Raw genomic sequence first — 23,870 nt, 5'->3', positions numbered from 1 at the left:
GGCCGCGACAGATGTCGCGGCCCGTCTTCACGTGCAGGTATCTTCGACGTGCTCGGTCATCTGGTCTCGAGAGTGAGGAAACACCGTGAGTGATTCGTCCGTGAAAGTGGTTCACAATCCCGACCGGCAGCGATACGAACTGGACGACAACGGTTCCGTCATCGGTTACGCCGACTATCACCCCGCCGACGACACTCAGCTCGTGTTCGACCACACCGTGGTCGACGACGCCTATTCCGGTCAGGGCCTCGCCGGCAAACTCGTTCGGTTCGCGCTGGACGACGTGCGCGAACGTGGAAAGCGGGTCGTGCCGGTATGCCCGTTCGTCGACAGCTTCATCGACAAGCATCCGGAGTACCAGGACCTCGTCGCCTGAGAGGTCCTGCCACGACCCGCCTTACACGCGACGGTCAGTGCCCCGCGCGGTTACGCAGGTCGAGTGCGACGTCGGTGATCATGTCCTCCTGGCCGCCGACCAGCCCGCGACGCCCGATCTCGACGAGGATGTCGCGGGTGTCGAGGCCGTAGATGTCCGCAGCGGTCTCCGCGTGACGCAGGAAGCTCGAGTACACACCGGCGTAGCCGAGCGTGAGGGTCTCGCGGTCCACCTGGACCGGCCGGTCCTGCAACGGACGGACGAGATCGTCGGCAGCATCCTGCAGGCCGAACAGATCGCACGAGTGCTTCCATCCGTGCAGATCGGCGACCGCGACGAAGGGTTCGATCGGGCAGTTGCCCGCACCCGCGCCCTGCCCTGCCAGTGACGCATCGACGCGGATGACGCCTTCCTCGACGGCGACGACGGAGTTGGCGACCGACAGCGACAGGTTCTGGTGGGCGTGGATACCGATCTGCGTGCCCTCCTCGAGAACGTCACGGTAGGCGCGGACACGCTCGCGGACGCCGTCCATCGTCAGCCGTCCACCGGAGTCGGTGACGTAGACGCAGTCGGCGCCGTAGGACTCCATGAGCTTGGCCTGGCGAGCGAGTTCTTCCGCGGGAGCCATGTGCGACATCATCAGGAAGCCGGACACGTCCATGCCCAGTTCCTTGGCGGCGGCGATGTGCTGCGCCGACACGTCGGCCTCGGTGCAGTGGGTGGCCACCCGCACCGACCGCACACCGAGTTCGTAGGCGCGCTTCAGCTCGTGCACGGTGCCGATACCCGGCAGCAGCAACGTGGTCAGGATGGCCGAATTGATCGCTCCCGCTGCGGCTTCGAGCCATTCCCAGTCGGTGTTGCTACCCGGGCCGTACGTCAGGGAATGGCCGGTGAGCCCGTCGCCGTGTGAGACCTCGATCGCGTCCACGCCGGCACGGTCCAGTGCGCCCGCGATCGCTGCGACGTCGTCGGGGGTGATGCGGTGACGGATGGCGTGCATGCCGTCACGCAGGGTGACGTCCTGGATGTACAGGGCCGTGCCGTGACTCGCGTACTCGCGCTGTCCGGCGTCGTTGGTGGTCGTCTCGCTCATGCCGAAACCTGCTCCTTCTTGCGTGCCGCGACTGCCCGGCCGACCTGCAGGGCCGCGGACGTCATGATGTCGAGATTGCCCGCGTACTCGGGCAGGTAGTGCGCTGCGCCCTTGACCTCGAGGAACACCGCGACCTTCCACATCGGTCCGGTGTGTTCGGTCAGCGTTCCGACGGTCTCGGTCATCGGGGTGAACTGGATTTCCTGCTTGAGCTTGTATCCGGGCACGTAGGTGGATACCTTCGCGACCATCGCCTCGACCGACGCGACGATCTCGTCCTTGCGGTCTTCGCCGACCAGCGCAAGAACGGTGTCGCGCATGATCATCGGGGGTTCGGCCGGGTTCAGGATGATGATCGCCTTGCCGCGGGCGGCGCCACCGATCTTCTCGATCGCTTGCGACGTGGTCTCGGTGAACTCGTCGATGTTGGCGCGCGTGCCGGGGCCGGCCGACTTGGAGGAGATCGATGCGACGATCTCGGCCCAGTACACCGGCGTCACCTGCGAGATGGCAGCGACGATCGGGATGGTCGCCTGGCCACCGCAGGTGACCATGTTGACGTTGGGAGCGTCGAGGTGCTCGTCGAGGTTCACCGGCGGCACCACGTAGGGGCCGATCGCAGCGGGCGTGAGATCGATCAGGATCTTGCCGTGCGGGCGCAGCATCTTCTCGTTGTATTCGTGCGCCTTCGCCGAGGTCGCGTCGAACACGATCTCGATCTCGCCGAACCGGGGATGCTCGATGAGGCCTTCGACGCCGGTGGCGATGGCGTCGATGCCCAGCCGCTTCGCGCGGGCCAGGCCGTCGGACTCGGGGTCGATGCCCACCAGGGCGATCGTCTCGAGTTCGCTGTCCGCCAGCCTCTTGATCTTGATGAGCAGGTCGGTGCCGATGTTGCCCGGCCCGATGATGGCGACCTTGGTCGTGGTCATGTCAGTTCTCCTGTGCCGAAGACGGTGAGGTCGAGAAGGGGGCGGTGACGGAGCCGAGAGTGGAGATCTCGGCGCGCACCGTGACCCCGGGAGGGGCGGACACCATCGGTCCGAGTGCACCGGACAGCACCACCTGGCCGGCGGTCAGCGGCTGTCCGAATTCGCGCGCAGTGCGGGCGAGCCACAGCAAGGCGTTCAACGGATCGCCGAGGCAGGCCGCTCCGGTGCCCTCCGAGACGAGTTCGTCGTCGATGTACATCCGCATGGTCGTGTCGATCGGCTCGAAATCGGCGAGAGATACGCGGTGGGAGCCGAGCACGTACAGACCGCTCGACGCATTGTCCGCGACCGTATCGGTGATCTTGATGTCCCATCCGGCGACCCTGCTGTCGACGATTTCCAGCGCCGCGACCGCATAGTCCACGGCGCCCCGCACCTTGTCGAGGTCGAGATCGTCGTCATCGAGGTCTGCGGAGAGCACGAACGCGATCTCCGCCTCGGCCTTCGGCTGGAGCAGTCGGTCGCTGGGGACCTCGTCGAGATCGGTGACATCCATATCGTCGAACAGCACCCCGAAATCAGGGCGGTTCACGCCGAGTTGCTGCTGGACTGCCGGGGAGGTGAGGCCGATCTTGCGCCCCACGATGCGGGCGCCGGAGGCGAGTTTGTGCTCGGTCAGGTGCTGCTGCACCGCGTAGGCCAGGTCGATGTCGGTTTCACCGAGCAGATCCCGCACCGGCGCACACGGCACGGCGGTGCGAGCGGCATCGATGAGCCGGCCGGCCGCTGCGCTGACGGTGTCGAGAGATGCGGCATCGCCCGCGGAATGGGGAGTAGTGGTCATCAGGTCCTCGTCGATCGATGGGTAACTCCATCGTGGGGGTACGAGTACCGCTTACCTAGCCGTAGGTTCCGCTCAGTGGAACGCGTGGCGCCGGATCATCCGGGAGCCGCTCACAGAGTCCGCAGGGCCGCACGACGGGCCAGGGTCGATGCGACGCCCGCCGCCGCCGCCTTCACCGCCGCCGCGTGTTTCTCGGGCCGGAACCGCGTGGCGGGCCCGGTGACGCTGATCGCGGCGACCGGATCCTCGTCTCCCAGAAGCACGGGTGCGGCGACACACACCAGCCCGACCGCCGATTCCTCGTGCTCGAACGCGACGCCCGTGCTCGCGATGCGATCGATGTGGTCGCGGAACCGGCCCGGCGCGGTGATCGTGCGCGGTGTCTTGCGGGCGAGCCCGGCATCCACGACGTCCACGAACAGCGCCGGCGACGAGAACGCGAGCAGCGCCTTGCCGATGGCAGTGCAGTACATGGGCATTCGTCCACCGACTCGCGACGGCGCCGGGGCCGGGCGATGGCCACCGATCTTCGAGACGTAGACGACTTCGGTGCCTTCGGGCACTCCGAGGTGCACGGTTTCATGGGTCCGCTCGTACAGGTCTTCCATGAACGGAATGGCGACCTCGAGCAGTCGTCGTTCCACCGACGCGCGCATGCCGAGTTCGAACATCCGGCCGCCGAGCCGATACCCGGACGCATCCTTGTCGAGCAATCGGACGTCGATCAGATCGTTGACCACGCGGTGGAGAGTGCCCTTGGCCAAACCCGTGCGACGGCCGAGTTCGGCGAGGGTCACTCCGTGGTCGTCGGCGGTGAAGGCGTGCAGGACGGTGACGACCTTGCCGAGCACGGTCGAAGTGTCCACGGGCGGGTCGGCCGCCCGGCGCGTCGGCCGCTGTCCTTCCATGTGCCACAGGGTATGCCACCGCCGAGACCGAACCGCAACGCATCGTCCGCGCGGTGCCGGATCGCGGTGGCATCCTGGACCGGTGACCGAGCGGAAACGACCGGACATCTCCTTCGAGACGTGGATCGAACGGCAGATCCGCGCCGCACAGGAGCGCGGCGACTTCGACGACCTCCCTGGTGCGGGAAAACCCATCCCCGATCACGGCGACGACGAATTGTGGTGGGTCAAGGCCTACCTCGCCCGGCAGGGACTCTCGACGGAGGCATTGCTGCCGCTGCCCCTCCAATTGCGCCGGGAAATCGAGCGGCTACCCGAGACCGTGGCGAACGTGCCGTCCGAGCAGTCGGTCCGGGAGATCGTCGCGGGGCTCAACCGGCGGGTGGTGGAATACATGCTCCAGCCTGGTCAGCTACCGATCCCGGTCCACAAGGTGGACGTCGACGCAGTGGTCGAAACCTGGCGGGCCGGGAGACAGGCACGCCGGGAAGAAGCCCGGCGCGCCCTCCTCGCTGCCCAGGAAGGCCGTTCGGATCCCCCGTCCCGCCGCCCCCCCCCGGCAGGGCGGCGGGCGCTCTGCGGGGGGTGCCGCGCGGTATGCCCGCCACCGTAACCACCGGCGATGTCATGCGAGGTCGACGGTGAGCGGCGCGCCGGTCGCGGCGGCCACCTGTTCTTCCGTCACACCCGGTGCGCATTCGCGCAGGACCAACCCGGCGTCCGTCACGTCGATGACCGCGAGGTCGGTGATGATCCGCTGGACCACGCCCTCGCCGGTCAGCGGCAACGAGCACCGCTCGACGATCTTCGGCTTGCCCGTCTTGTCGGTGTGCTCCATGAGCACGATGACCTTGCGGGCACCGTGCACGAGATCCATCGCGCCACCCATGCCCTTGACCATCTTGCCCGGCACCATCCAGTTCGCCAGATCGCCCGTGGCCGAGACCTCCATGCCGCCGAGTACCGCGGTGTCGATGTGCCCGCCGCGAATCATCCCGAAGCTCAGCGCAGAGTCGAAGAACGCCGCGCCCGCGTTGACCGTGACGGTCTCCTTGCCGGCATTGATCAGATCCGCGTCGATCGCCTCTTCCTCGGGGTACGGACCGGTACCGAGGATGCCGTTCTCGCTGTGCAGGGTGACCTGCACCCCTTCGGGCAGGTAGTTCGGAATCAGCGTGGGCAGCCCGATCCCCAGGTTCACGTACTCGCCGGGTTCCAGCTCCTGCGCGGCACGGGCCGCCATCTGCGTGCGCGTCCAGCCCACTGCCCGTTCGACCTCGACGCTCATGATGCCGCTCCTGCCTTGACGGTCCGCTTCTCGATCTGCTTGTCCTGCGCCCCGGTGTGCACGATCCGGTCGACGAAGATCCCCGGCAGGTGCACCTCGCCGGGATCGATCTCGCCCGGCTCGACAAGTTCCTCGACCTGCGCGATGCACACCCGTCCGGCCATGGCGGCCAACGGGTTGAAGTTCATCGCCGCCTTGTTGAACACCAGGTTCCCTTCGGTGTCCCCCTTCAGGGCGTGCACCAGGGCGAAGTCCGCGGTGATCGACTCCTCGAGCACGTACTTCTTGCCCCGGAACTCACGGACCTCTTTCGCCGGTGACGCCACCGCGACGCCTCCCTCGGCGTCGTACCGCCACGGCAGCCCACCGAGCGCGATCGGAGTTCCCACGCCGGCCGGGGTGAAGAACGCGGGAATGCCCGCGCCACCGGCACGCAACTTCTCCGCGAGCGTGCCCTGTGGCGTCAATTCCACCTCGAGTTCCCCGGAGAGGTACTGACGGGCGAACTCCTTGTTCTCGCCCACGTACGACGCGGTCACCCGGCGGATTCTCTTGTCGCCGAGAAGTATTCCCAGTCCGTGGCCGTCGACCCCACAGTTGTTGGAGAACACTTCGAGGTCGGTCACGCCCGCCTCGGCGAGCGCCTGGATCAGAATGTCGGGGATGCCGCACAGGCCGAACCCGCCCACCGCAAGGGACGAACCGTCTGTCACGTCCGCGACGGCCTCCACCGCGGACCGGAACACTTTCGTTGCCAACGCACACCTCTCGGGTCAGGGGAATCCGCGACCTCGTCAGGCCGCCGACGTCCATTCAATGAACGTCGTCCTTCTCGTCCCACCAATAAAGTTGCTGCAGGTGAGATTCACAAGTGAGCGCGCCGAGAATACGATAATTGCTCGCTATCCGGACACGCGGACAGAATTCGTTCATTCAGTGGACGTAGGATAAGCCCGTGACCGCCCAAGGACAGCTGATCGGCAGAGTGAGCGCGCTGCTGCGGGCCGTGTCGTCGTACGAACCGGACGGGGCCTCGACATCGGACCTTGCCCGGGCGACCGACCTGGCCCGGCCGACCGTCCACCGGCTCCTCGGCTCGCTCGCCGACGAAGGTCTGATCGACCGGGACCCGAAGTCGGGCCGATGGTCGCTCGGGCCCGAGCTGTACCTGCTGGGTTCGGTGGCAGCCACCCGATACGACATCACCGACCTGGCCGGGGACGTGCTTCGCGACCTTGCCCGCGAATCCGGGGAAAGCGCGTTCCTGTCCGCGCGCCGTGGAGACGAAACGGTGTGCGTGGCAAGCGAAGAAGGTAGTTTCCCGTTGCGTTCACACGTGCTGCACATCGGAATCCGGTTTCCGCTCGGGGTCGCGTCCGCCGGGCTCGCCATCCTGTCCCACATGTCCGACAAGGACATCGACGATTACCTCTCCCGCGTCGACCTCACGGCCACGTGGGGGGCACAGCACTCGCGCGACGCCGTCGAAGAGCGGATCGCCGCGACACGCCTGGCCGGCTACTCCGTCAATCCCGCACTGATCGTCGAGGGCAGCTGGGGGATGGGCGCGGCCGTCTTCGACCACAGAGGAGCCCCGACGTGGGCGCTGAGCCTGACCGGCGTGGAAAGTCGCTTCCGTGCCGATCGCACACCCGACGTCGGGGCTCTGTTGCTCGGTGGGGCACACCGCCTCACCCAGCTGTTACGTCACCGCACGCGCTGACGCCTCCGGATCACGACGGCGTGCTCGCGGCGGCACGCTGAAGCAGCCGTTCGGCGTGGCGCAATACCGGAGCGTCGACCATCTTGCCCTCGAAGTCGAACACCCCCCGCTCCGACCCGGCCGCGTCGAGTACCCTTCTCGCCCAATCTTCTTCGTCCGGCGTGGGTGCGTAGGCGCGGCGGATCACGTCGATCTGGCCCGGGTGGATCGCAACCTTGATGTCGAATCCGACCGCTACGGCGTCGAGTGCCTCGTCGTGCAGACCGTCGGTGTCCTTGATGTTCAGGTACACCGAATCGAGTGCCCAGCGCGCGTAGCCCTTCGCCGCGAGCAACGTGACCGCCCGGGCGTGCTGGGCGACCCCGCGGTAGAGCCCGTCCGGCCCACGGCTGGAGTTGCCACCCAGTCCCGCCACGAGATCCTCGGCACCCCACATCATTCCGATGGTGTTGTCGGCCTTCGCGATGCTCTCGACCGCGAGCACACCGAGCGGAGACTCCACGAGCGCGACCACCTCGAGCGGCGCGAGGGATCGCACCTGTTCGCCGCTCTCACACTTCGGCAGCATCACCCGCGTGTACGGGGTGCGGCTCAGTGCCTCGAGGTCGGGTCCGTGGTCTTCGGTGCCGACCGGGTTGATCCGCACCACGGTGCGCTCGGGATCGAGCGGTGTGGCGACGAGTGCGTCGCGGGCGGCCTGCTTGTCGGCCGGCGCCACGGCATCCTCGAGGTCGATGATGACCACGTCCGCACGGGCGGCAGCCTTGGCGTAGCGGTCGGGTCGGTCGGCCGGGCAGAACAGCCACGCCGGGCCGGGAAGTGTCCATGTCATGTCGTGGGCCTCTTCTGCACGAGGGTCTGGCGGACTGCGATCCCGACAACGTCACCGTGCTGGTTGCGCCCGGTGTGCTCGAGGGTGACGATGCCTTCGCCCGGGCGGCTCTTGGATTCACGCTTGTCGAGGATCTTGGTCTCCACGTACAGCGTGTCGCCGTGGAACAACGGCTTCGGGAAGGAGACCTCGGAGAAGCCGAGGTTCGCGACGATCGTTCCCTGCGTCAGCTGCGCGACGGAGAGACCGATCATGGTCGACAGGGTGAACATCGAGTTCACCAGCCGCTCCCCGAACGCGGTGCCCGCCGCATACGCGGCATCGAGATGCAGCGCTTGAGTATTCATGGTCTGGGTGGTGAACAGAACGTTGTCGGCTTCGGTGATGGTGCGGCCGGGCCGGTGCTCGTAGACCGCGCCGAGTTCGAATTCTTCGAACCACAGTCCACGCTGCGTGATGCGTTTCGCGTTCTCCGCGGGCGCCGTGTCGCTCACAGTCCCAGTTCCCGTCCGACGAGCATGAGCTGCACCTCGGTGGTGCCCTCTCCGATCTCGAGGATCTTGCTGTCGCGGTAGTGCCGCGCGACGGCGTATTCGTTCATGAATCCGTAGCCGCCGTGGATCTGGGTGGCGTCGCGGGCGTTGTCCATCGCCGCCTCCGACGCCACGAGCTTCGCGATCGCGGCCTGCTTCTTGAACGGACGGCCCGCGAGCATCGCCGAGGCGGCGTCGTAGTACGCGGTGCGCGCCGTGTGGGCACGCGCCTCCATCCGGGCGATCTTGAACGCGATTGCCTGGTTGCTGCCGATCGGGCTGCCGAATGCCTCGCGTTCCTTGGCGTACTTGACCGACTCGTCGACGCAGCCCTGCGCGGCACCGGTGGACAGCGCAGCGATCGCGATGCGGCCCTCGTCGAGGATCCGCAGGAAGTTGGCGTACCCGCGGCCGCGTTCGCCCAGCAGGTTTTCCTCGGGCACCCGCACATCGCTGAACGTCAGCGGATGGGTGTCGGACGCGTTCCATCCCACCTTGTTGTAGGCGGGTTCGGCGGTGAATCCGGGAGTGGAGGCCGGAACGAGGATCGTGGAGATCTCCTTCTTGCCGTTGTCCCGCACGCCGGTGACCGCGGTGACGGTGACGAGCGAGGTGATGTCGGTGCCGGAGTTCGTGATGAACTGCTTGTTGCCGTTGATGACCCACTCGCCGCCGTCGAGCTTCGCGGTGGTCTTCGTCCCGCCCGCGTCGCTACCCGCGCCGGGCTCGGTCAGGCCGAAGGCCGCGAGGTTCCGGCCGCTCGCGAGCTGCGGAAGCCATTCCTGCTTCTGCGCCTCGGTACCGAACCGGTAGATCGGCATGGCGCCGAGCGACACGCCGGCCTCGAGCGTGATCGCGACCGACTGGTCGACTTTGCCGAGTTCCTCGAGCGCGAGGCACAGAGCGAAGTAGTCCCCGCCCATTCCGCCGTACTCCTCGGGGAAAGGCAGACCGAACAGACCCATGTCCGCCATGCCCGCGACCACTTCGTAGGGGAACGAATGCTCGGCGTCGTGCTTGGCCGCGACCGGCGCGACGACGGTGCGCGCGAAGTCGGCGACCGTCTTGCGCAGCTGCTCGTACTCGTCGGGAAGCTGCCCGGTTGCCAGATATTCCGTCATTCCGTTGCCTCTTTCGTATCGGCGTGCGGGGTGACCCGCGCGAGAAGTTGATCGACCTTGACCTGCTCACCCGCAGCGGCGAAGAGCTCTACGGTGCCGGCGACCGGCGCGGTGAGCGAATGCTCCATCTTCATGGCTTCGACGACCACGATCGTCTCTCCGGCAGCGACTTCGGCGCCTGATTCCACCGCGACGGCGATGACCGCGCCGGGCATCGGGCTGGTGATGTCGGCGTTGCCGGCGTGCGCGTCGTCCCCGCGTACCCCTGCCTCCGCGACTTCACGGACCGAGACACTGCCGTGGCCGTCGGCGAGCCAGATCGCGCCGTCGGACTCGGCCACGCGGAAGACGTGGCGGCGTCCGTCGAGCACGACGGCGAGCACAGATCCTTCGAGCGTCACGGACACCGAACTACGTTCGCCGTCTTCGACACTCGCAGCTCCGGCGGCGGGCGTTCCGCTGAACCCCACGTGCACGGTGCGATCGCCCGAGGTGAGACGGAAGGTCGCGGGCAGGTGGGTACCGACGCGCCAGCCGTCCGGCACCGACCACGGGTCGGAGTTCGCGGCCGACCAGTGCTGCAACCAGAGGTGTGCGGCAGCCGCGACGAACGTGGTATCCGACGTACCCGGGGCGGCGTAGTCCTCGAGACGCCGGTCGAGCAGGCCCGTGTCGAGGGCACCGGCGACGACTTCGTCGTCGGCGAGCAGGAAACGCACGAAGTCGACATTGGTGACCACGCCCAGGACGGCCGTGTCGGCGAGTGCCCGGTCGAGGCGGCGCAGTGCGCCCGCGCGGTCGGCGGCGTGGGCGATGACCTTGGCCAGCATCGGGTCGTAATCGCTGCCCACGATCGTGCCGGCCTGCACGCCGGAGTCGACCCGCACTCCCGGCCCGGAGGGCTCGACGACGTCGGCGACATGGCCGCCGGTGGGCAGGAAGCCGCGGGCCGGGTCCTCTGCGTAGATGCGCGCTTCGATGGCGTGACCGTTGAGGGTGATGTCCTCCTGGCCGAACCCCAGCGGTTCACCGGCGGCAATCCGGACCTGCCATTCGACGAGGTCGAGACCCGTCACCATTTCCGTGACGGGGTGCTCGACCTGCAGGCGGGTGTTCATCTCCATGAAGAAGAATTCGTCGGGCCGGTCCGCGGACACGATGAACTCGACGGTGCCCGCACCGGTGTAGTCGACACTGCGGGCGGTGTTGCAGGCCGCTTCACCGATGCGAGCGCGTGTGACCGCGTCGAGCAGCGGCGACGGAGCCTCTTCGACGACCTTCTGGTGGCGGCGCTGCAGACTGCATTCGCGCTCGCCCAGGTGGACGACGTTGCCGTGCGTGTCGGCGAGGATCTGCACCTCGATGTGGCGGGGGCGCTGGACGAACCGCTCCAGGAACAGCGTGTCGTCACCGAACGACGACGCGGCCTCACGACGGGCCGACGCGAGCGCGGCGGGAAGGTCCGCCGGATCGGTGACCAGACGCATGCCCTTTCCGCCGCCACCGGCGGACGGCTTGACCAGCACCGGATAGCCGACCTCGTCGGCTCCGGCGATCAAGTCGGCGTCGGTCAGTCCCGGCCGCGAGATGCCGGGCACGACGGGAACCCCGAATTCCGAGACCGCGCTCTTCGCGGTGATCTTGTCGCCCATCGTCTCGATGGCATGCGCCGACGGGCCGAGGAATGCGATACCCGCTGTGGCGCAGGCGGCGGCGAATGCAGCGTTCTCCGAGAGGAACCCGTATCCCGGATGGATCGCCTGCGCACCCGTCGCGACGGCCGCGTCGATGACCTTGTCGATCGCGAGGTAGCTCTCGCGTGCTGCCGCAGGACCGAGCAGAACGGCGGTGTCGGCCTCGCGCACGTGCCGCGCGTCGCGGTCGGCTTCGCTGAAGACCGCGACCGAGCGCAGTCCCATATCCTTCAGGGTCCGGATGACGCGCACGGCGATCTCACCGCGGTTGGCTACCAGGACCGTATCGATCCGATTCGTATCGCTCATGTCGCTCACATCCGGAAGACGCCGTAGGAGACCGGCTCGAGGGGCGCGTTGGCGCACACCGAAAGTGCCAGTCCGAGAACTTTTCTGGTATCGACAGGGTCGATGATGCCGTCGTCCCAGAGTCGGGCCGTCGAGTAGTAGGGGTTGCCCTGCTCCTCGTACTGCGCGCGGATCGGCGCTTTGAATTCCTCTTCCTGCTCGGCGGTCCACGGGTTGCCCGAGGCGTCGAGCTGGTCGGACCGTACGGTCGCGAGCACCGACGCGGCCTGCTCGCCGCCCATCACGGAGATGCGCGCGTTGGGCCACATCCACAGGAATCGCGGCGAGTACGCACGGCCACACATCGAGTAGTTGCCGGCGCCGTACGAGCCGCCGATGACGACGGTCAGTTTCGGAACCCGGGCGCACGCGACGGCGGTGACCATCTTGGCGCCGTGCTTGGCGATGCCACCGGCCTCGTAGTCGCGGCCGACCATGAAGCCGGAAATGTTCTGGAGGAACAGCAGCGGGATCGAGCGCTTGTCGCACAGTTCGATGAAATGCGCTCCCTTGACGGCGGATTCGCCGAAGAGCACGCCGTTGTTTGCGACGATGCCCACCGGGTGCCCGTGGATGCGCGCGAATCCGGTCACGAGCGTCTTGCCGTACTCCGCCTTGAACTCGTGGAAGCTGCTGGACCCCCGGCCGGCACCGCCGGCACCGCCGGCACCGCCGGAGCCGTCGACGATGCGGGAGATGACCTCGTGCACGTCGTAGGGGATCCGCGAGTCGGTGGGGACCACGTCGTACAGCGTCTCCGGGGACTTCTCGGGTTCGACGGTGGGCTCGACGTCCCACGGCCGCTCCGCCCGGGGACCGAAGGTGGAGGCGATGTCGCGCACGATGCGGAGTGCGTCGCGGTCGTCCTCGGCGAGATGGTCGGTCACACCCGAGACCTTCGAGTGCAGGTCGCCGCCACCGAGTTCCTCTGCGGTGACCACCTCACCTGTCGCAGCCTTCACGAGCGGGGGGCCGCCGAGGAAGATGGTGCCCTGGTTCCGGACGATGACGGCTTCGTCGCTCATCGCGGGCACGTAGGCGCCGCCGGCGGTGCACGACCCGAGCACCGCGGCGATCTGCGGAATGCCCTTGGCGCTCATCGTCGCCTGGTTGTAGAAGATGCGGCCGAAGTGCTCGCGGTCCGGGAAGACCTCGTCCTGCCGGGGAAGGAACGCGCCGCCGGAGTCGACGAGGTAGAGGCAGGGCAGGTTGTTCTGCAACGCCACCTCTTGCGCCCGCAGGTGCTTCTTCACCGTGACGGGGTAGTACGTGCCGCCCTTGACGGTCGCGTCGTTGGCGACGATCACGCATTCGCGACCGGCCACCCGGCCGATTCCGGTGATGATGCCGGCGCCGGGGCACTCGTCGCCGTACATGCCGGTGGCGGCGAGCGGTGAGAGTTCCAGGAACGGGCTGCCGGTGTCGAGGAGACCGTCGACGCGTTCGCGGGGAAGCAGTTTGCCGCGGGAGACATGCCGCTCACGGGATTTTTCGTTGCCGCCGAGCGCTGCCGCGGCAAGCCTGTCGCGGAGCTCTCCGACCAGCTGTTCGTGCTGGTCGCGGCTGGTTGTCGAGATCGCCTGAGCGGTCGTCACGGACACCATCCTCGGTAGATTGAACTAATCGCCATTAACTGAAATCTAGGTTAGTTATGATTAACCGAGTTGTCCAGATCACAGACGAGTGGAGTTTGCCGCCATGCATGAGCCTGCCGAAGAAGCGGCGCCTCCCGCGCCGACCCGGCGGAGCCTCGCCAAAGCCGAGCGCCGCGCGCAGCTGCTCCGTGCCGCCGCCCGCCTGATCGCCGAGCGCGGGTTCGCCGGGGTCCGGCTCGAGGACCTCGGCGCGGCCGTGGGCATCAGCGGCCCGGCCGTCTACCGGCACTTCCCCAACAAGGACGCCCTGCTCGTCGAACTCCTCGTCGACATCAGCCGACGGCTGCTCGCCGGCGGCACCGCGGTCGTCGCCGACACCACCGACCCGCGTGACGCGCTCGGGAGACTCGTCGACTTCCATCTCGACTTCGCCCTCGGGGACCCCGACCTCATCCGCGTCCAGGACCGTGAACTGCATTCGCTTCCCGACGACGCGCGACGCGAGGTGCGCGTCACCCAGCGCCGCTACGTCGAGATCTGGGTGGGGACTCTCTGCCGCATCACCCCGGGTCTGGCCGAGTCGGATGCACGCACGATGGCTCACGCGACCTTCGGCCTGATCAACTCCACACCGCACAGCGCCGACCCGCGCTCACCCGAGGGCACCCGTGCCGTCCTCCGCCTGATGGCCCTCTCGGCGCTCGACGCCGCCCCGCTCCTCCGACCGACGACACCCACGAAGGACTCATGAGCTACTTCGAACGACTCGGCCCCGCGTCCTTCCGCGCGACCCGCCATGTGAGCGGCGCGTGGAACGAGGCCGAACAGCACATCGCCCCCGCGCTGGGCCTGCTCGCCCACGTCATCGAATCCGACCGCGACGCCCGCCGCGACGACGGGCCGGTGATCGCCCGCCTGTCGTACGACATCCTGGGAACCGTGCCCGTCGGCCCCGTCGACACCGCCGTGGAGGTCCTGCGGCCGGGACGCACGATCGAACTGGTCGAGGCCGCACTGAGCCACGGAGGCCGCACCGTCGTGCGGGCACGCGCGTGGCTCATGCAGCCGCGGCCCACCGCCGAACTCGCGGGTTCGACGCTGTCGCGCATCGCACCGCCCGAGGACACCGAAGCGTGGGATCCCACCACCGTGTGGCCGGGCGGTTTCATCGAGTCGGTCGAGGTTCGCCGGACGAGCGCCGGGCCCGGGCGTGCGTCCTTCTGGGTTCGCACACCGATCACGCTCGTCGACGACGACAAGGTGAGCACCCTCGCCGCCGCCGCAGGACTGTTCGACATCGCGAACGGCATGGCGGTGCGGGCGGATCCGCAGGAGGTCGCGTTCCCCAACCTCGACCTCACCGTCCACCTGTTCGCCGAACCCCGCGGCGACTGGGTCGGTTTCGATACCTCGGTCTCGTTCGGAGCCGACGGGATCGGTCTGACGAGCACCGTGCTGCACGACACGTCCGGCCCGATCGGCACGATGTCGCAGATCCTCACCGTGCGCCCCGGCACACCGGAAGGCCCGTAACGCAGTCGTTACCCGGGGTAATCGAACGGTTGATCCGAGAGCACTACCGTCTGCGCCCGGAGCACGTATACAAGGGTGGATACACCCGAGCAGACACGGGGAGACCGGATGGCAGACGGACGCGAGCGGTTGCTCGACTCGCTCGATGTTGCGCTGGGCGCCGTCGATGCCCGGTACGCGGCGGCCTACCCGGGACTCGGACCCGCTCGGCAACCCGTCCACACCGTGTACGTGCCCGTCGACCGGTACGACGCGGGCACGGTGCGCTCGTGGGGCACGCAGGCGCGGGACACGTTCTTCCGGTACATCTCCGGAGCAGACGATCTCGCGGAACTGATCGGCGTCGAACCCGCTCTCGCCCGCGCCGTCCTGCCCCTGGTCGAAGCGAAACTCGCCACGGAACCGATCGAAGACCTGCGAATCGATTTCGAGGACGGTTTCCCCCAATCCGGCATCGCACCCGGCGCACGCGACGCCGACGAAGACGCCCATCTCGTGCGCGCCGCCGAAGCGCTCCGGAGCACGCCGGACCCGACACCCTTCTCCGGCATCCGCGTGAAATGCCTCGAACCTGCCGTCCGGGCACGCGCGGTACGCACCCTGGACATGTTCATCGGAGAACTTGCCGACGACGGTTGTCTCCCTGACGGATTCGTCGTCACGCTGCCGAAGGTGTCGGCACCGGAACAGGTCGCCGCGATGGTCACCGTGTGCGAATTTCTCGAGACCACGCACGGGCTCACCTCGCCGCTGCGCTTCGAAATCCAGATCGAGACGCCGCAGGCCGTCTGCGGACCCGACGGCACCGCGCAGGTGGCGGCGATGATCCACGCCGCGCAGGGGCGATGCTCCGGGCTGCACTACGGCACCTACGACTATTCGGCGGCCTGCGGCATCGCCGCCGAATACCAGGCGATGGATCACCCGGTTGCGGACCACGCCAAGGCGACCATGCAGGTCGCCGCGGCCGGCACCGGCGTGCACCTGTCGGACGGCTCGACCAACCGCCTCCCCGTCGGCACCGCCGACGAGGTGCGCGCCGCGTGGGCGCTGCACGCCCGGCTCGTCGATCGGTCGCTGCGCCGCGGCTTCTACCAGGGCTGGGACCTCCATCCCGCACAATTGCCCACCCGCTATGCCGCGACCTTCGCGTTCTACCGCCGCTCGTTCCCGTCCGCAGCGGAACGGATCGCGGCCTACTCGGCCCGCACCGACAGCGGTTTCCTCGACGAACCCGCCACCGCGAGGGCACTCGCGTCGTTCCTGCATCGTGGCCTCGGCTGCGGCGCCCTCACCGACGCCGAAGTGCACGAGCACGCCGGAATCACGCCGGATCGGCTACGAGCACTGGCCGGCTTCGGCGCTCAGGAAGGACGATTCGAATGAGCACCGTCATCCGGGCCCGCCGCGCCGTGGTCGGCGATCGTGAGCGTGCGTGCGCCGTGGTCATCCGGGACGGGCGGATCGCCGCCGTCGAGGACTATGCGGCACCGGTGCCCGGGGCACGCGAGGTGATCCTCGCCGACGACGAAGCGCTGCTTCCCGGCCTCGTCGACACCCACGTGCACGTCAACGACCCGGGCCGCGCCGAGTGGGAAGGATTCGCGAGCGCAACCCGCGCCGCCGCCGCCGGTGGGGTCACCACGTTGATCGACATGCCGCTCAATTCCATTCCGTCGACCGTGGACGTGGCTGCGCTCGCCGTCAAGCAGAAAGTCGCCGCCGGCCAGGTGACCGTGGATGTCGGGTTCTGGGGCGGCGCGATCCCCGGCAATCTCGCGGATCTCGAACCCCTCTGGGACGCCGGTGTATACGGATTCAAATGCTTCCTCGCGTATTCCGGACTCGACGAATATCCCCCGCTGGACCGGGACCAGATGATCGCAGCGATGCGCGTCATCGCCGGATTCGACGGCCTGCTCATCGTCCACGCGGAGGACGGCCCCACGCTCGACGCCCAGCCTGCCCCGTCGGGTCGCCGCTACACCGATTTCTTGCACTCGCGTCCGCCCGTCGCCGAGGCGCGGGCGATCGCGCAGGTGATCGACGGTGCCGCCGAAACAGGGTGTCGCGTCCACATTCTGCACCTCTCGGACGCCGGGAGCCTGCCGCTCGTCGCCGCAGCGAAGGACGCGGGAGTTCGCATCACCGTGGAGACGTGCCCGCACTACCTGGCGTTGTTCAGTGAGGAAATCCTCGACGGCTCGACACATTTCAAATGCTGTCCGCCGATCCGGGAGGCCACCAACCGCGAAGGCCTGTGGCGAGGCTTGGCGGACGGCACGATCGACTGCGTCGTGTCCGATCATTCACCGTGCACCCCCGAACTGAAGAAACTGGGGATCGGCGACTTCGGGGAAGCGTGGGGCGGAATCTCCTCGTTGCAACTGGGACTGCCGATCGTCTGGTCGGAAGGACGGCGGCGCGGACACTCCCTCGTGGACGTGACGCGGTGGATGGCCCGCAACACCGCCGCCCTGGCCGGACTACCCGACCGCGGCGACATCGCCGTCGGCAACACGGCCGACCTGTGCGTCCTGGCTCCCGACGACGCGTTCGTGGTCTTCCCCGACAAACTCCACCACCGCAACGCCGTCACCCCCTACGCCGAAATGGCGCTGGCGGGTGTCGTGCGGCAGACATGGCTGGCCGGCGAACCCCTCACGGTCACCGGTGATCGCCGCCACGACCCTGCTCCTCGCGCTCGACTGCTGTCCCGGAAGGACATTCGATGACATCGCCCGATTTCCGGCAACTTCCCGACCTCGCCTCCCGCGAACTGACCGGCTCGGTGATGTACGCCAACGACGAGTTGTTCGCCCAGCGTGAGAATCTCATCGCGCCCGGCCCGGCGCTGCACGATCTGTCCGCGTTCGGGCACAAGGGAAAGGTGTACGACGGCTGGGAAACCCGCAGGCGGCGCGAACCCGGACACGATGTCGCCATCGTGCGTCTCGGTGTCCCGGGCGTGATCCGAGGCGTGGTGATCGACACGGCGTGGTTCACCGGCAACTTCCCACCGTTCGCGTCGGTCGACGCCGTATGCCTCGAGGGATATCCCGGTGTCGCCGACCTCCTCGATGCGCCCTGGGAACCCGTCGTCGACAAGGTGGCCCTGCTCGGTGACACCGCGAATGCCTTTGCCGTGGACAGCGAGCGACGCTGGACCCACGTGCGTCTCAACATCTTTCCCGACGGTGGCGTCGCCCGCTTCCGGGTCCACGGGGAAGTTCGCCCGGACCCGATGTTCCTCACCGGCACGGTCGATCTCGCAGCACTCGAGAACGGCGGCGACATCGCGGACTGCTCGAACCGCTTCTACTCGTCGCCGCGCAACATCATCGCTCCCGGCAGGGCTGTGAACATGGGCGGTGGCTGGGAGAACGCACGACGGCGCGACGACGGGAACGACTACGTCGTGGTGCGCCTGGCCGGCACCGCACTGATCGACCACGTGGAGATCGACACGTCGTACTACGTCGGGAACGCGCCGGGGTGGGCACGACTGTCGGGCCTCCCGGACGGCTCGGACCCTGCCGACGCATCGGCGTTCGTCGAATTGCTCCCGAAGACTGCGCTGCTGCCCGATTGCCGGCACCGGTTCCGTGTGGATTCGAGCATGCCGCTCTCGTTCGTACGCTTGGACGTATATCCGGACGGAGGGATCTCACGGCTACGCGTGCACGGTCGCCTCGTGGACCAGGGCCTCACCCCGTGACTCCGAGTCACCGTCGCGGCACGCCCAGGTGTCCTAGGCTCAGCCCATGGCAGGTGCGGTGACAGAGGTACGGTCCCCCGAGGACCTCGTGACGGCGCTCGAATCGACCGGTTACCTCGCCGACGACGGCCTCGCGACCACGGCATTTCTGGCGATGCGGATGGGCCGGCCACTCTTCTGCGAGGGCGAACCCGGCACCGGGAAGACCTCCCTCGCGACGGCCCTGGCCGAGGCGCTCGACCTGCCGCTCGTCCGGTTGCAGTGCCACGAAGGCATCGACGCGTCGCAGGCACTCTACGACTGGGACTTTCCCCGGCAGTTGCTGCACCTGCGCACCCTCGAGGCCGCGAGCGGGGGCGCTCTGGACGCCGACACCGCCGAACGGTCCCTCTACACCGAGCGTTACCTGCTGACCCGGCCACTGCTGGCAGCCCTCACCGGCGCACCCTGTGTGCTGCTCGTCGACGAAATCGACCGTGCAGACGACGAATTCGAGGCGCTGCTGCTACAGGTGCTCGACGAGAACGCCGTGACGATTCCCGAACTCGGAGAGATCCGCGCGGCGGTGCCGCCGCTGACGGTGCTCACCTCCAACCGCACCCGGGAAGTGCACGACGCACTCAAACGCCGGTGCCTGTACCACTGGGTCGAACACCCGGACCTCGACCGCGAGATCGCCATCCTGCGTCGTCGCCTGCCTGATATCGACGCTTCCCTCGCCGCGCAGGTCGCGCAAGCGGTCCACGCGCTGCGCGACTACGACCTGCTCAAACCGCCCGGGGTGGCGGAATCCCTCGACTGGGCCCGCGCGCTGCGTGAACTCGACCGCGAGGTGCTCGACGCCGCGACGGCAGCCTCGACACTCGGCGCCGTCCTGAAATACCGGGAAGACGTCGAGCGCGTCACGCGGGCCGGTCTCGACCGGGTTCTCGCCGGATGACGACCGCGGTGCACGGCACGCTGGTGGGCTTCGCCGGGTTCACCCGCGCGCTCGCCGAGTCCGGCATGCCCGTGACTCCGGACGCCACCGACACGTATGTCCGGGCGCTCGGTGAACTCGACATCGGCGATCCGGCGCAGGTCTACTGGGCGGGACGGGCGACGTTGTGCCGCGACCCCGACGATCTACCCCGCTACGACGCGGCCTTCCGCAGCTGGTTCGGAGGCGCAGTGCCGAGCGTGTCGCGGACCCGGGGGCAGCGCACCCGTACCGCGCGGATCGCCGCGCTGACCCGGACGCAGGGAACAGTGGACGGCACGGGCGAAGATGCTCCCCAGTTGCAGGTCGCGGCCACCGATACCGAAGTGCTGCGGAATCGCGACATCGCGGAACTCACACCCGCCGAACGCGCTCACCTGACGGAGATGCTGACACTATTGCGGCCCCGTCCTCCTGTGCGGGCCGCCGCGCGGAGGCGTCCCTCCCGAGCCGGGCAGGTGGACGCGCGACGCACCCTGCGGGCGATGCTCGCCGCGGGTGGCGAGGCGGTACGGCCCGTGCGACACCGCAGGGCGACGCGGCCGCGCCGGGTGGTGCTGCTGATCGACGTGTCGGGCTCCATGGCTCCGTACGCCGACGCTCTGCTGCGGTTCGCGCACGTCGTCACCCGTTCCCACCCCGGCGGAACAGAGGTGTTCTCGCTCGGCACACGCATGACCCGGCTATCGCGGGCACTGCGCGCCCGTGACCCCGAGCATGCCCTCGCCGCGGCCGCCCGCACCGTGCCCGACTGGGCCGGAGGCACTCGGCTCGGCGACACACTGCGCGCCTTCCTCGACCGCTGGGGACGCCGTGGGCTGGCCCGCGGCGCGGTCGTGGTCATCTTCTCGGACGGCTGGGAGCGCGGCGACGCTGTACTGCTCGGAGAGCAGATGGCACAACTGCGCAGGCTCGCGCACGCGATCCTGTGGGTCAATCCGCACGCCGGCCACGCCGGGTACGAACCGATCCAATCGGGTATCTCGGTGGCATTGCCACATATCGATCGTCTGCTCGCGGGACACAGCCTCGCGACATTGGAAACATTGCTCGAGGAGGTCCATCGTGCGTGAGGTTCTCGACGAACTCGACCGCCGCTACCGGGCGGGCGAGGCCGTCGCGGTAGGCACCGTCGTGTCGACGTTCCGGTCCGCGCCGCGCCCGCCGGGAGCGTCGATGCTGGTCGCAGGAGACGGCACGGTGGCGGGCAGCGTGTCCGGCGGGTGCGTCGAGGGCGCGGTGTACGAACTGGCTCAGGACGTGATCGGTGACGGAACGCCGGTGCTCGAGCGGTACGGGGTATCCGACGACGACGCGTTCAGCGTGGGGTTGACGTGCGGTGGAATCATCGACGTCTTCGTCGAACGGATCGACAGTGCCGGATTTCCCTCCTTCGCCGACGTCGTCGCGTCGGTACGCAGCGGCGAACCGGTGGCGATCGCGACGGTCACCGAACATCCCGATCCGGCGGTGCTCGGGCGACGCCTGGTGGTGTGGCCGGACCGGGACGCCGGGACGCTGCCGTCCTCCCGGATGCACGATGCCGTCACCGACGACGCACGCGGCCTGCTCGACGTCGGACGATCCGGGACCCTGCACTACGGCACCGACGGTGAGCGTCGCGGCGAGGGAATGTCGGTGTTCGTCAACGTCTTCCAGCCGCCACCCCGGTTGATCGTGTTCGGCGCAATCGATTTCGCCGCAGCGATGGCAGATCTGGGAACTTTCCTCGGGTACCGGGTCACGGTGTGCGACGCGCGCGGCGTCTTCGCAACCGAAGCGCGTTTCCCCGGTGCGGACGAAGTGATCGTGGACTGGCCGCACCGTTATCTCGCCGCCGAGGCCGACGCCGGACGGATCGACAAGCGCACCGTGATCACGGTTCTCACCCATGACCCCAAGTTCGATGTGCCTCTCCTGGAGGTTGCGCTCCGGCTCGACGTGGCGTACGTCGGCGCGATGGGGTCGCGCCGGACGCACGACGACCGGATGACCCGGTTGCGTGAAGCGGGGATGACGGACGACGATCTCGCGCGCCTGTCCTCACCGATCGGGCTGGATCTCGGGGCCCGGACCCCGCAGGAAACGGCGGTGTCGATCGCTGCCGAGATCATCGCCCTGCGGTGGGGTGGCGGCGGGCAGCGACTCGGGGAGACCGACGGACCGATCCACACCCACGACGAACCGGTCCGATCCGTAGATGGCGCCGCTCAGGGGCTCTGAACCTCCCCGGTGGTCTGCACGGGCAAGGGATGCTGCGCGCACTTTGTCGCTGCCTACGAGGCGCGAATGACCGTTCGAACTCGGCAACTCGGTTGCGACCGGAAATCGTGTCCTACTGTTCGCTCACAAGAGCCGCCGAAGATATTTCCGGGGTACGGATATAGCGGATTGCCGCTGCGAAAGTGGCCAGTGCCAGCAACGTCAGGATGAGATAGAACGCCGTGAGGCCGATCATGTCCACCATCGACAGCACAAGCCCGACCGCGATACCGAGAACGCTCGACGCAAGACCGAACACGCCACCTATCGATCCGTACACCTGAGTGGGCGAGTACACGACGACGGCAAGGACGTAGTGCGAGAGTCCGACTCCGGTCGCGATTCCGAAAATCGCCACCCCGATCACGAATGCATACAGGTTGTCGATGTTCAGGATCGCTATTCCGGCAAGACCCAGCGTGCCATACACCAGCACAATCCTGGCTTCCGGAAAGTCCGCCATTCGGCTGACGTATTGATTCCCCACATAGACCGTGACGTTGGAGACAGCCAAGATCAGCAGGGGCGCGGCAGCGTACGACTCGAACCGGAGCACGATGAGGGCGCCGATGAGCGTCGTGGGCAGCGCCGAAGCCAGGCACCTGAGAAGCAGCAACCGCCGCAACACCGTCGAGCCCCGGATAGCCGTCACTCCCGCCGCCAGAGCCGCCATGGCGGTCCCGTCGGCGCGCGACACGGTACGTGGCCGTCCCCGGTCGATCCACAGGAGAGCCACAACGGGGGCAAAGGACGTGACGACGTAGAAGACGAGGAACAGGGTCACACCGTTCACCGAAATGATGCCGAACGCCGCTAAAGGGCCGATCACGCCCGTCATGTAGAAGAGCGTGTTCAGGGTGCCTCGGGCACGACGGCGGAAGTCCGGGAAGAGTTCGTTCAGGCCCACTTTCCATGCCGAGAGATAGCTGATGCTCGCGGTTGCGTTCACGACCAGGAGGATTCCCAGCAGAGCGAGCGGAAGCCGGCCGACGGCCAGCGAGGCGACAACAGCGAGAATCGAGGCGGACTGGGCTGCCAGGCCGATATAGAAGAACATGCGCCAACCGCGCATGTCGATCGCTGCGCCGACGAAGGGCGCCAGGAGACCCGACACCGCGGTTGCCACCACCGAGAGCGCAACCGCGGCCGGGCCGTAGACCTGGACCAGTAGGAGCGGAGCGACTCCGACGAAAGCGGTCTCACCGATATTGTTGATCACGTTTCCTGCCGCAAACCGGCGGAATCGGGCGTCGGAGAGTGGGGGGAGTTCGGCTGCGGTGGGTCGAGTCTCGTTATCGGACTACATTGCGCCCTTCAGGTATTCGGTACGAGGAACCAACCACCACGACCGGCGGCGCTGTCGGCCAGATCATAGACTTGGGACCGCGTTTTCGCCCACGGCCATGTGGCGCATCACCACCACCGGCATAGTGTGCGCCAAAAATCCACCGTGCCCGCGCATCACGAATCGGTCTACTTCGTCTCGTCGTCATCGGCACCTCGGTAGGATCCACACGATGCCGCCCGACGACCGAAATCGAGGGCCCCGGATGAATATTCGGCCGCGTGTCCGTCATCTTGCCGTGATCGTCACCGTGGGATTCGTCGGATTGGTGGGGGCGCCCCCCCCCCGCGCGGGGGGGGCCACGGCATCCCTGGTGCGGCCGAGGGGCCGGCGCGTCCGGTCGGTGCCGGCAGCGCCCGCACCTACGTCACCCTCGACGCGGAGGGCACGCCTGCCACGGTCGGGGTGCGACTCGACGCGGCCGCACTCGACGGACTGCCGGACGGTGTATTGCCCGTCACCGAGGCGTACGTGCTCGACCTGCCCGCGGAGGCGAACGCGACGCCGTTCGACCACGTCACGGTGGACTGGAATTCTCGCGGTCACAACCCCGAACACGGTTTCGACGTACCGCATTTCGACGTGCATTTCTATCTGCTGGACAGGACCACGGTGGAGTCGATCCACCCGCTTGCCCCCCGCTATTTCCAGGCCGCCCCCCGTCTGCCGGCCCCCCGGTATCTGCCCCCCGGGTACGCACCGGCCGGGCATCCGCTGCCAGCGCCTGTACCCGGCATGGG

The 23,870-nt window shown here is 67.8% G+C and carries 24 protein-coding genes; 12 read left to right on the top strand and 12 right to left on the bottom strand.

Features of this window, described 5'->3' with window-relative positions:
- The first annotated feature begins 85 nt into the window (after window positions 1-85).
- Entirely contained in the window at window positions 86-376 is a 291-nt protein-coding gene (locus TVH25_RS13755; RefSeq protein WP_169621041.1) for a GNAT family N-acetyltransferase, read from the top strand.
- 34 nt (window positions 377-410) lie between these two features.
- On the opposite strand, the gene dmpG is transcribed toward TVH25_RS13755, so the two are convergent.
- The 4 genes from dmpG to TVH25_RS13735 all read right to left on the bottom strand — a co-directional run bounded on the left by dmpG (window position 411) and on the right by TVH25_RS13735 (window position 4,159).
- Window positions 411-1,475 (bottom strand): 4-hydroxy-2-oxovalerate aldolase, encoded by a 1,065-nt coding sequence (gene dmpG / locus TVH25_RS13750; RefSeq protein ID WP_169621040.1) that lies wholly within the window; start codon window positions 1,473-1,475, stop codon window positions 411-413.
- Entirely contained in the window at window positions 1,472-2,407 is a 936-nt protein-coding gene (locus TVH25_RS13745) for an acetaldehyde dehydrogenase (acetylating) (RefSeq protein WP_169621039.1), read from the bottom strand. The genes dmpG and TVH25_RS13745 overlap by 4 nt, the downstream gene beginning before the upstream one ends.
- 1 nt (window position 2,408) lies before the next feature.
- The gene (locus tag TVH25_RS13740) at window positions 2,409-3,251 is read right to left on the bottom strand and encodes a 2-keto-4-pentenoate hydratase (RefSeq protein WP_169621038.1); all 843 of its coding nucleotides are present in this window, start codon (window positions 3,249-3,251) and stop codon (window positions 2,409-2,411) included.
- A 110-nt stretch (window positions 3,252-3,361) separates the two neighbouring features.
- A complete protein-coding gene (locus TVH25_RS13735) occupies window positions 3,362-4,159 on the bottom strand; it encodes an IclR family transcriptional regulator (protein ID WP_206036885.1) in 798 nt (265 codons plus the stop codon).
- Window positions 4,160-4,241: 82 nt separating this feature from the next.
- On the opposite strand from TVH25_RS13735, the gene TVH25_RS13730 reads away from it, so the two are divergent.
- Complete coding sequence (locus TVH25_RS13730) at window positions 4,242-4,772, top strand: DUF1992 domain-containing protein (protein WP_422424472.1); 531 nt, start codon at window positions 4,242-4,244, stop codon at window positions 4,770-4,772.
- 12 nt (window positions 4,773-4,784) lie between these two features.
- Here TVH25_RS13730 and TVH25_RS13725 read toward each other — a convergent pair whose 3' ends face one another.
- A complete protein-coding gene (locus TVH25_RS13725) occupies window positions 4,785-5,447 on the bottom strand; it encodes a CoA transferase subunit B (RefSeq protein ID WP_296550358.1) in 663 nt (220 codons plus the stop codon).
- Window positions 5,444-6,205 carry a CoA transferase subunit A gene (locus tag TVH25_RS13720; RefSeq protein WP_422424470.1) on the bottom strand — a complete coding sequence of 254 codons (762 nt, stop codon included), beginning with the start codon at window positions 6,203-6,205 and terminating at the stop codon, window positions 5,444-5,446. The genes TVH25_RS13725 and TVH25_RS13720 overlap by 4 nt, the downstream gene beginning before the upstream one ends.
- 215 nt (window positions 6,206-6,420) lie before the next feature.
- On the opposite strand from TVH25_RS13720, the gene TVH25_RS13715 reads away from it, so the two are divergent.
- Entirely contained in the window at window positions 6,421-7,170 is a 750-nt protein-coding gene (locus TVH25_RS13715) for an IclR family transcriptional regulator (RefSeq protein WP_422424475.1), read from the top strand.
- Between the two features lie 10 nt (window positions 7,171-7,180).
- Here the strand turns inward: TVH25_RS13715 and TVH25_RS13710 are convergent, their stop codons facing one another.
- From TVH25_RS13710 to TVH25_RS13690, 5 genes are read right to left on the bottom strand one after another with little or no spacing between them, the layout of a single operon-like run.
- Entirely contained in the window at window positions 7,181-8,002 is an 822-nt protein-coding gene (locus TVH25_RS13710; protein ID WP_169652827.1) for an HpcH/HpaI aldolase/citrate lyase family protein, read from the bottom strand.
- Window positions 7,999-8,496 (bottom strand): MaoC family dehydratase, encoded by a 498-nt coding sequence (locus TVH25_RS13705; RefSeq protein ID WP_169621033.1) that lies wholly within the window; start codon window positions 8,494-8,496, stop codon window positions 7,999-8,001. Before TVH25_RS13705 ends, TVH25_RS13710 begins: the two co-directional genes overlap by 4 nt.
- The gene (locus tag TVH25_RS13700) at window positions 8,493-9,656 is read right to left on the bottom strand and encodes an acyl-CoA dehydrogenase family protein (RefSeq protein ID WP_169621032.1); all 1,164 of its coding nucleotides are present in this window, start codon (window positions 9,654-9,656) and stop codon (window positions 8,493-8,495) included. The genes TVH25_RS13705 and TVH25_RS13700 overlap by 4 nt, the downstream gene beginning before the upstream one ends.
- Window positions 9,653-11,659, bottom strand: coding sequence for an acetyl-CoA carboxylase biotin carboxylase subunit (locus tag TVH25_RS13695; RefSeq protein ID WP_422424468.1), 2,007 nt, complete (start codon window positions 11,657-11,659; stop codon window positions 9,653-9,655). The genes TVH25_RS13700 and TVH25_RS13695 overlap by 4 nt, the downstream gene beginning before the upstream one ends.
- 5 nt (window positions 11,660-11,664) lie before the next feature.
- Window positions 11,665-13,302, bottom strand: a complete 1,638-nt coding sequence (locus TVH25_RS13690) for a carboxyl transferase domain-containing protein (protein ID WP_422424466.1) — start codon at window positions 13,300-13,302, stop codon at window positions 11,665-11,667.
- A 94-nt stretch (window positions 13,303-13,396) separates the two neighbouring features.
- Here TVH25_RS13690 and TVH25_RS13685 point away from each other — a divergent pair, with 94 nt between their 5' ends.
- From TVH25_RS13685 to TVH25_RS13650, 8 genes are all read left to right on the top strand, one after another.
- Window positions 13,397-14,044 carry a TetR/AcrR family transcriptional regulator gene (locus tag TVH25_RS13685; RefSeq protein WP_169621029.1) on the top strand — a complete coding sequence of 216 codons (648 nt, stop codon included), beginning with the start codon at window positions 13,397-13,399 and terminating at the stop codon, window positions 14,042-14,044.
- Complete coding sequence (locus TVH25_RS13680) at window positions 14,041-14,826, top strand: thioesterase family protein (protein WP_422424464.1); 786 nt, start codon at window positions 14,041-14,043, stop codon at window positions 14,824-14,826. The genes TVH25_RS13685 and TVH25_RS13680 overlap by 4 nt, the downstream gene beginning before the upstream one ends.
- A gap of 108 nt (window positions 14,827-14,934) precedes the next feature.
- Complete coding sequence (locus TVH25_RS13675) at window positions 14,935-16,212, top strand: DUF6986 family protein (RefSeq protein WP_422424462.1); 1,278 nt, start codon at window positions 14,935-14,937, stop codon at window positions 16,210-16,212.
- The gene (allB, locus tag TVH25_RS13670; RefSeq protein ID WP_296550351.1) at window positions 16,209-17,561 is read left to right on the top strand and encodes an allantoinase AllB; all 1,353 of its coding nucleotides are present in this window, start codon (window positions 16,209-16,211) and stop codon (window positions 17,559-17,561) included. Before TVH25_RS13675 ends, allB begins: the two co-directional genes overlap by 4 nt.
- A complete protein-coding gene (gene alc / locus TVH25_RS13665; RefSeq protein WP_169621025.1) occupies window positions 17,558-18,544 on the top strand; it encodes an allantoicase in 987 nt (328 codons plus the stop codon). The genes allB and alc overlap by 4 nt, the downstream gene beginning before the upstream one ends.
- 46 nt (window positions 18,545-18,590) lie before the next feature.
- Window positions 18,591-19,484 (top strand): AAA family ATPase, encoded by an 894-nt coding sequence (locus TVH25_RS13660; RefSeq protein WP_422424460.1) that lies wholly within the window; start codon window positions 18,591-18,593, stop codon window positions 19,482-19,484.
- The gene (locus TVH25_RS13655) at window positions 19,481-20,596 is read left to right on the top strand and encodes a vWA domain-containing protein (protein WP_422424458.1); all 1,116 of its coding nucleotides are present in this window, start codon (window positions 19,481-19,483) and stop codon (window positions 20,594-20,596) included. The genes TVH25_RS13660 and TVH25_RS13655 overlap by 4 nt, the downstream gene beginning before the upstream one ends.
- A complete protein-coding gene (locus tag TVH25_RS13650) occupies window positions 20,589-21,746 on the top strand; it encodes an XdhC family protein (protein WP_422424456.1) in 1,158 nt (385 codons plus the stop codon). The genes TVH25_RS13655 and TVH25_RS13650 overlap by 8 nt, the downstream gene beginning before the upstream one ends.
- 112 nt (window positions 21,747-21,858) lie before the next feature.
- On the opposite strand, the gene TVH25_RS13645 is transcribed toward TVH25_RS13650, so the two are convergent.
- On the bottom strand, window positions 21,859-23,004 hold the full coding sequence (locus tag TVH25_RS13645; protein WP_296550348.1) for an MFS transporter: 1,146 nt from the start codon (window positions 23,002-23,004) through the stop codon (window positions 21,859-21,861).
- 531 nt (window positions 23,005-23,535) lie between these two features.
- On the opposite strand from TVH25_RS13645, the gene TVH25_RS13640 reads away from it, so the two are divergent.
- Window positions 23,536-23,870 (top strand): DUF5602 domain-containing protein (locus TVH25_RS13640; RefSeq protein WP_422424454.1); only part of this gene is annotated, 335 nt, incomplete at its 3' end.

The organism is Rhodococcus sp. 7Tela_A2, assembly GCF_049311045.1.
Classification (GTDB): domain Bacteria; phylum Actinomycetota; class Actinomycetes; order Mycobacteriales; family Mycobacteriaceae; genus Rhodococcus.
The sequence above is the reverse complement of the archived record's forward strand: the minus strand, read 5'-3'. Positions and strand labels throughout refer to the sequence as shown.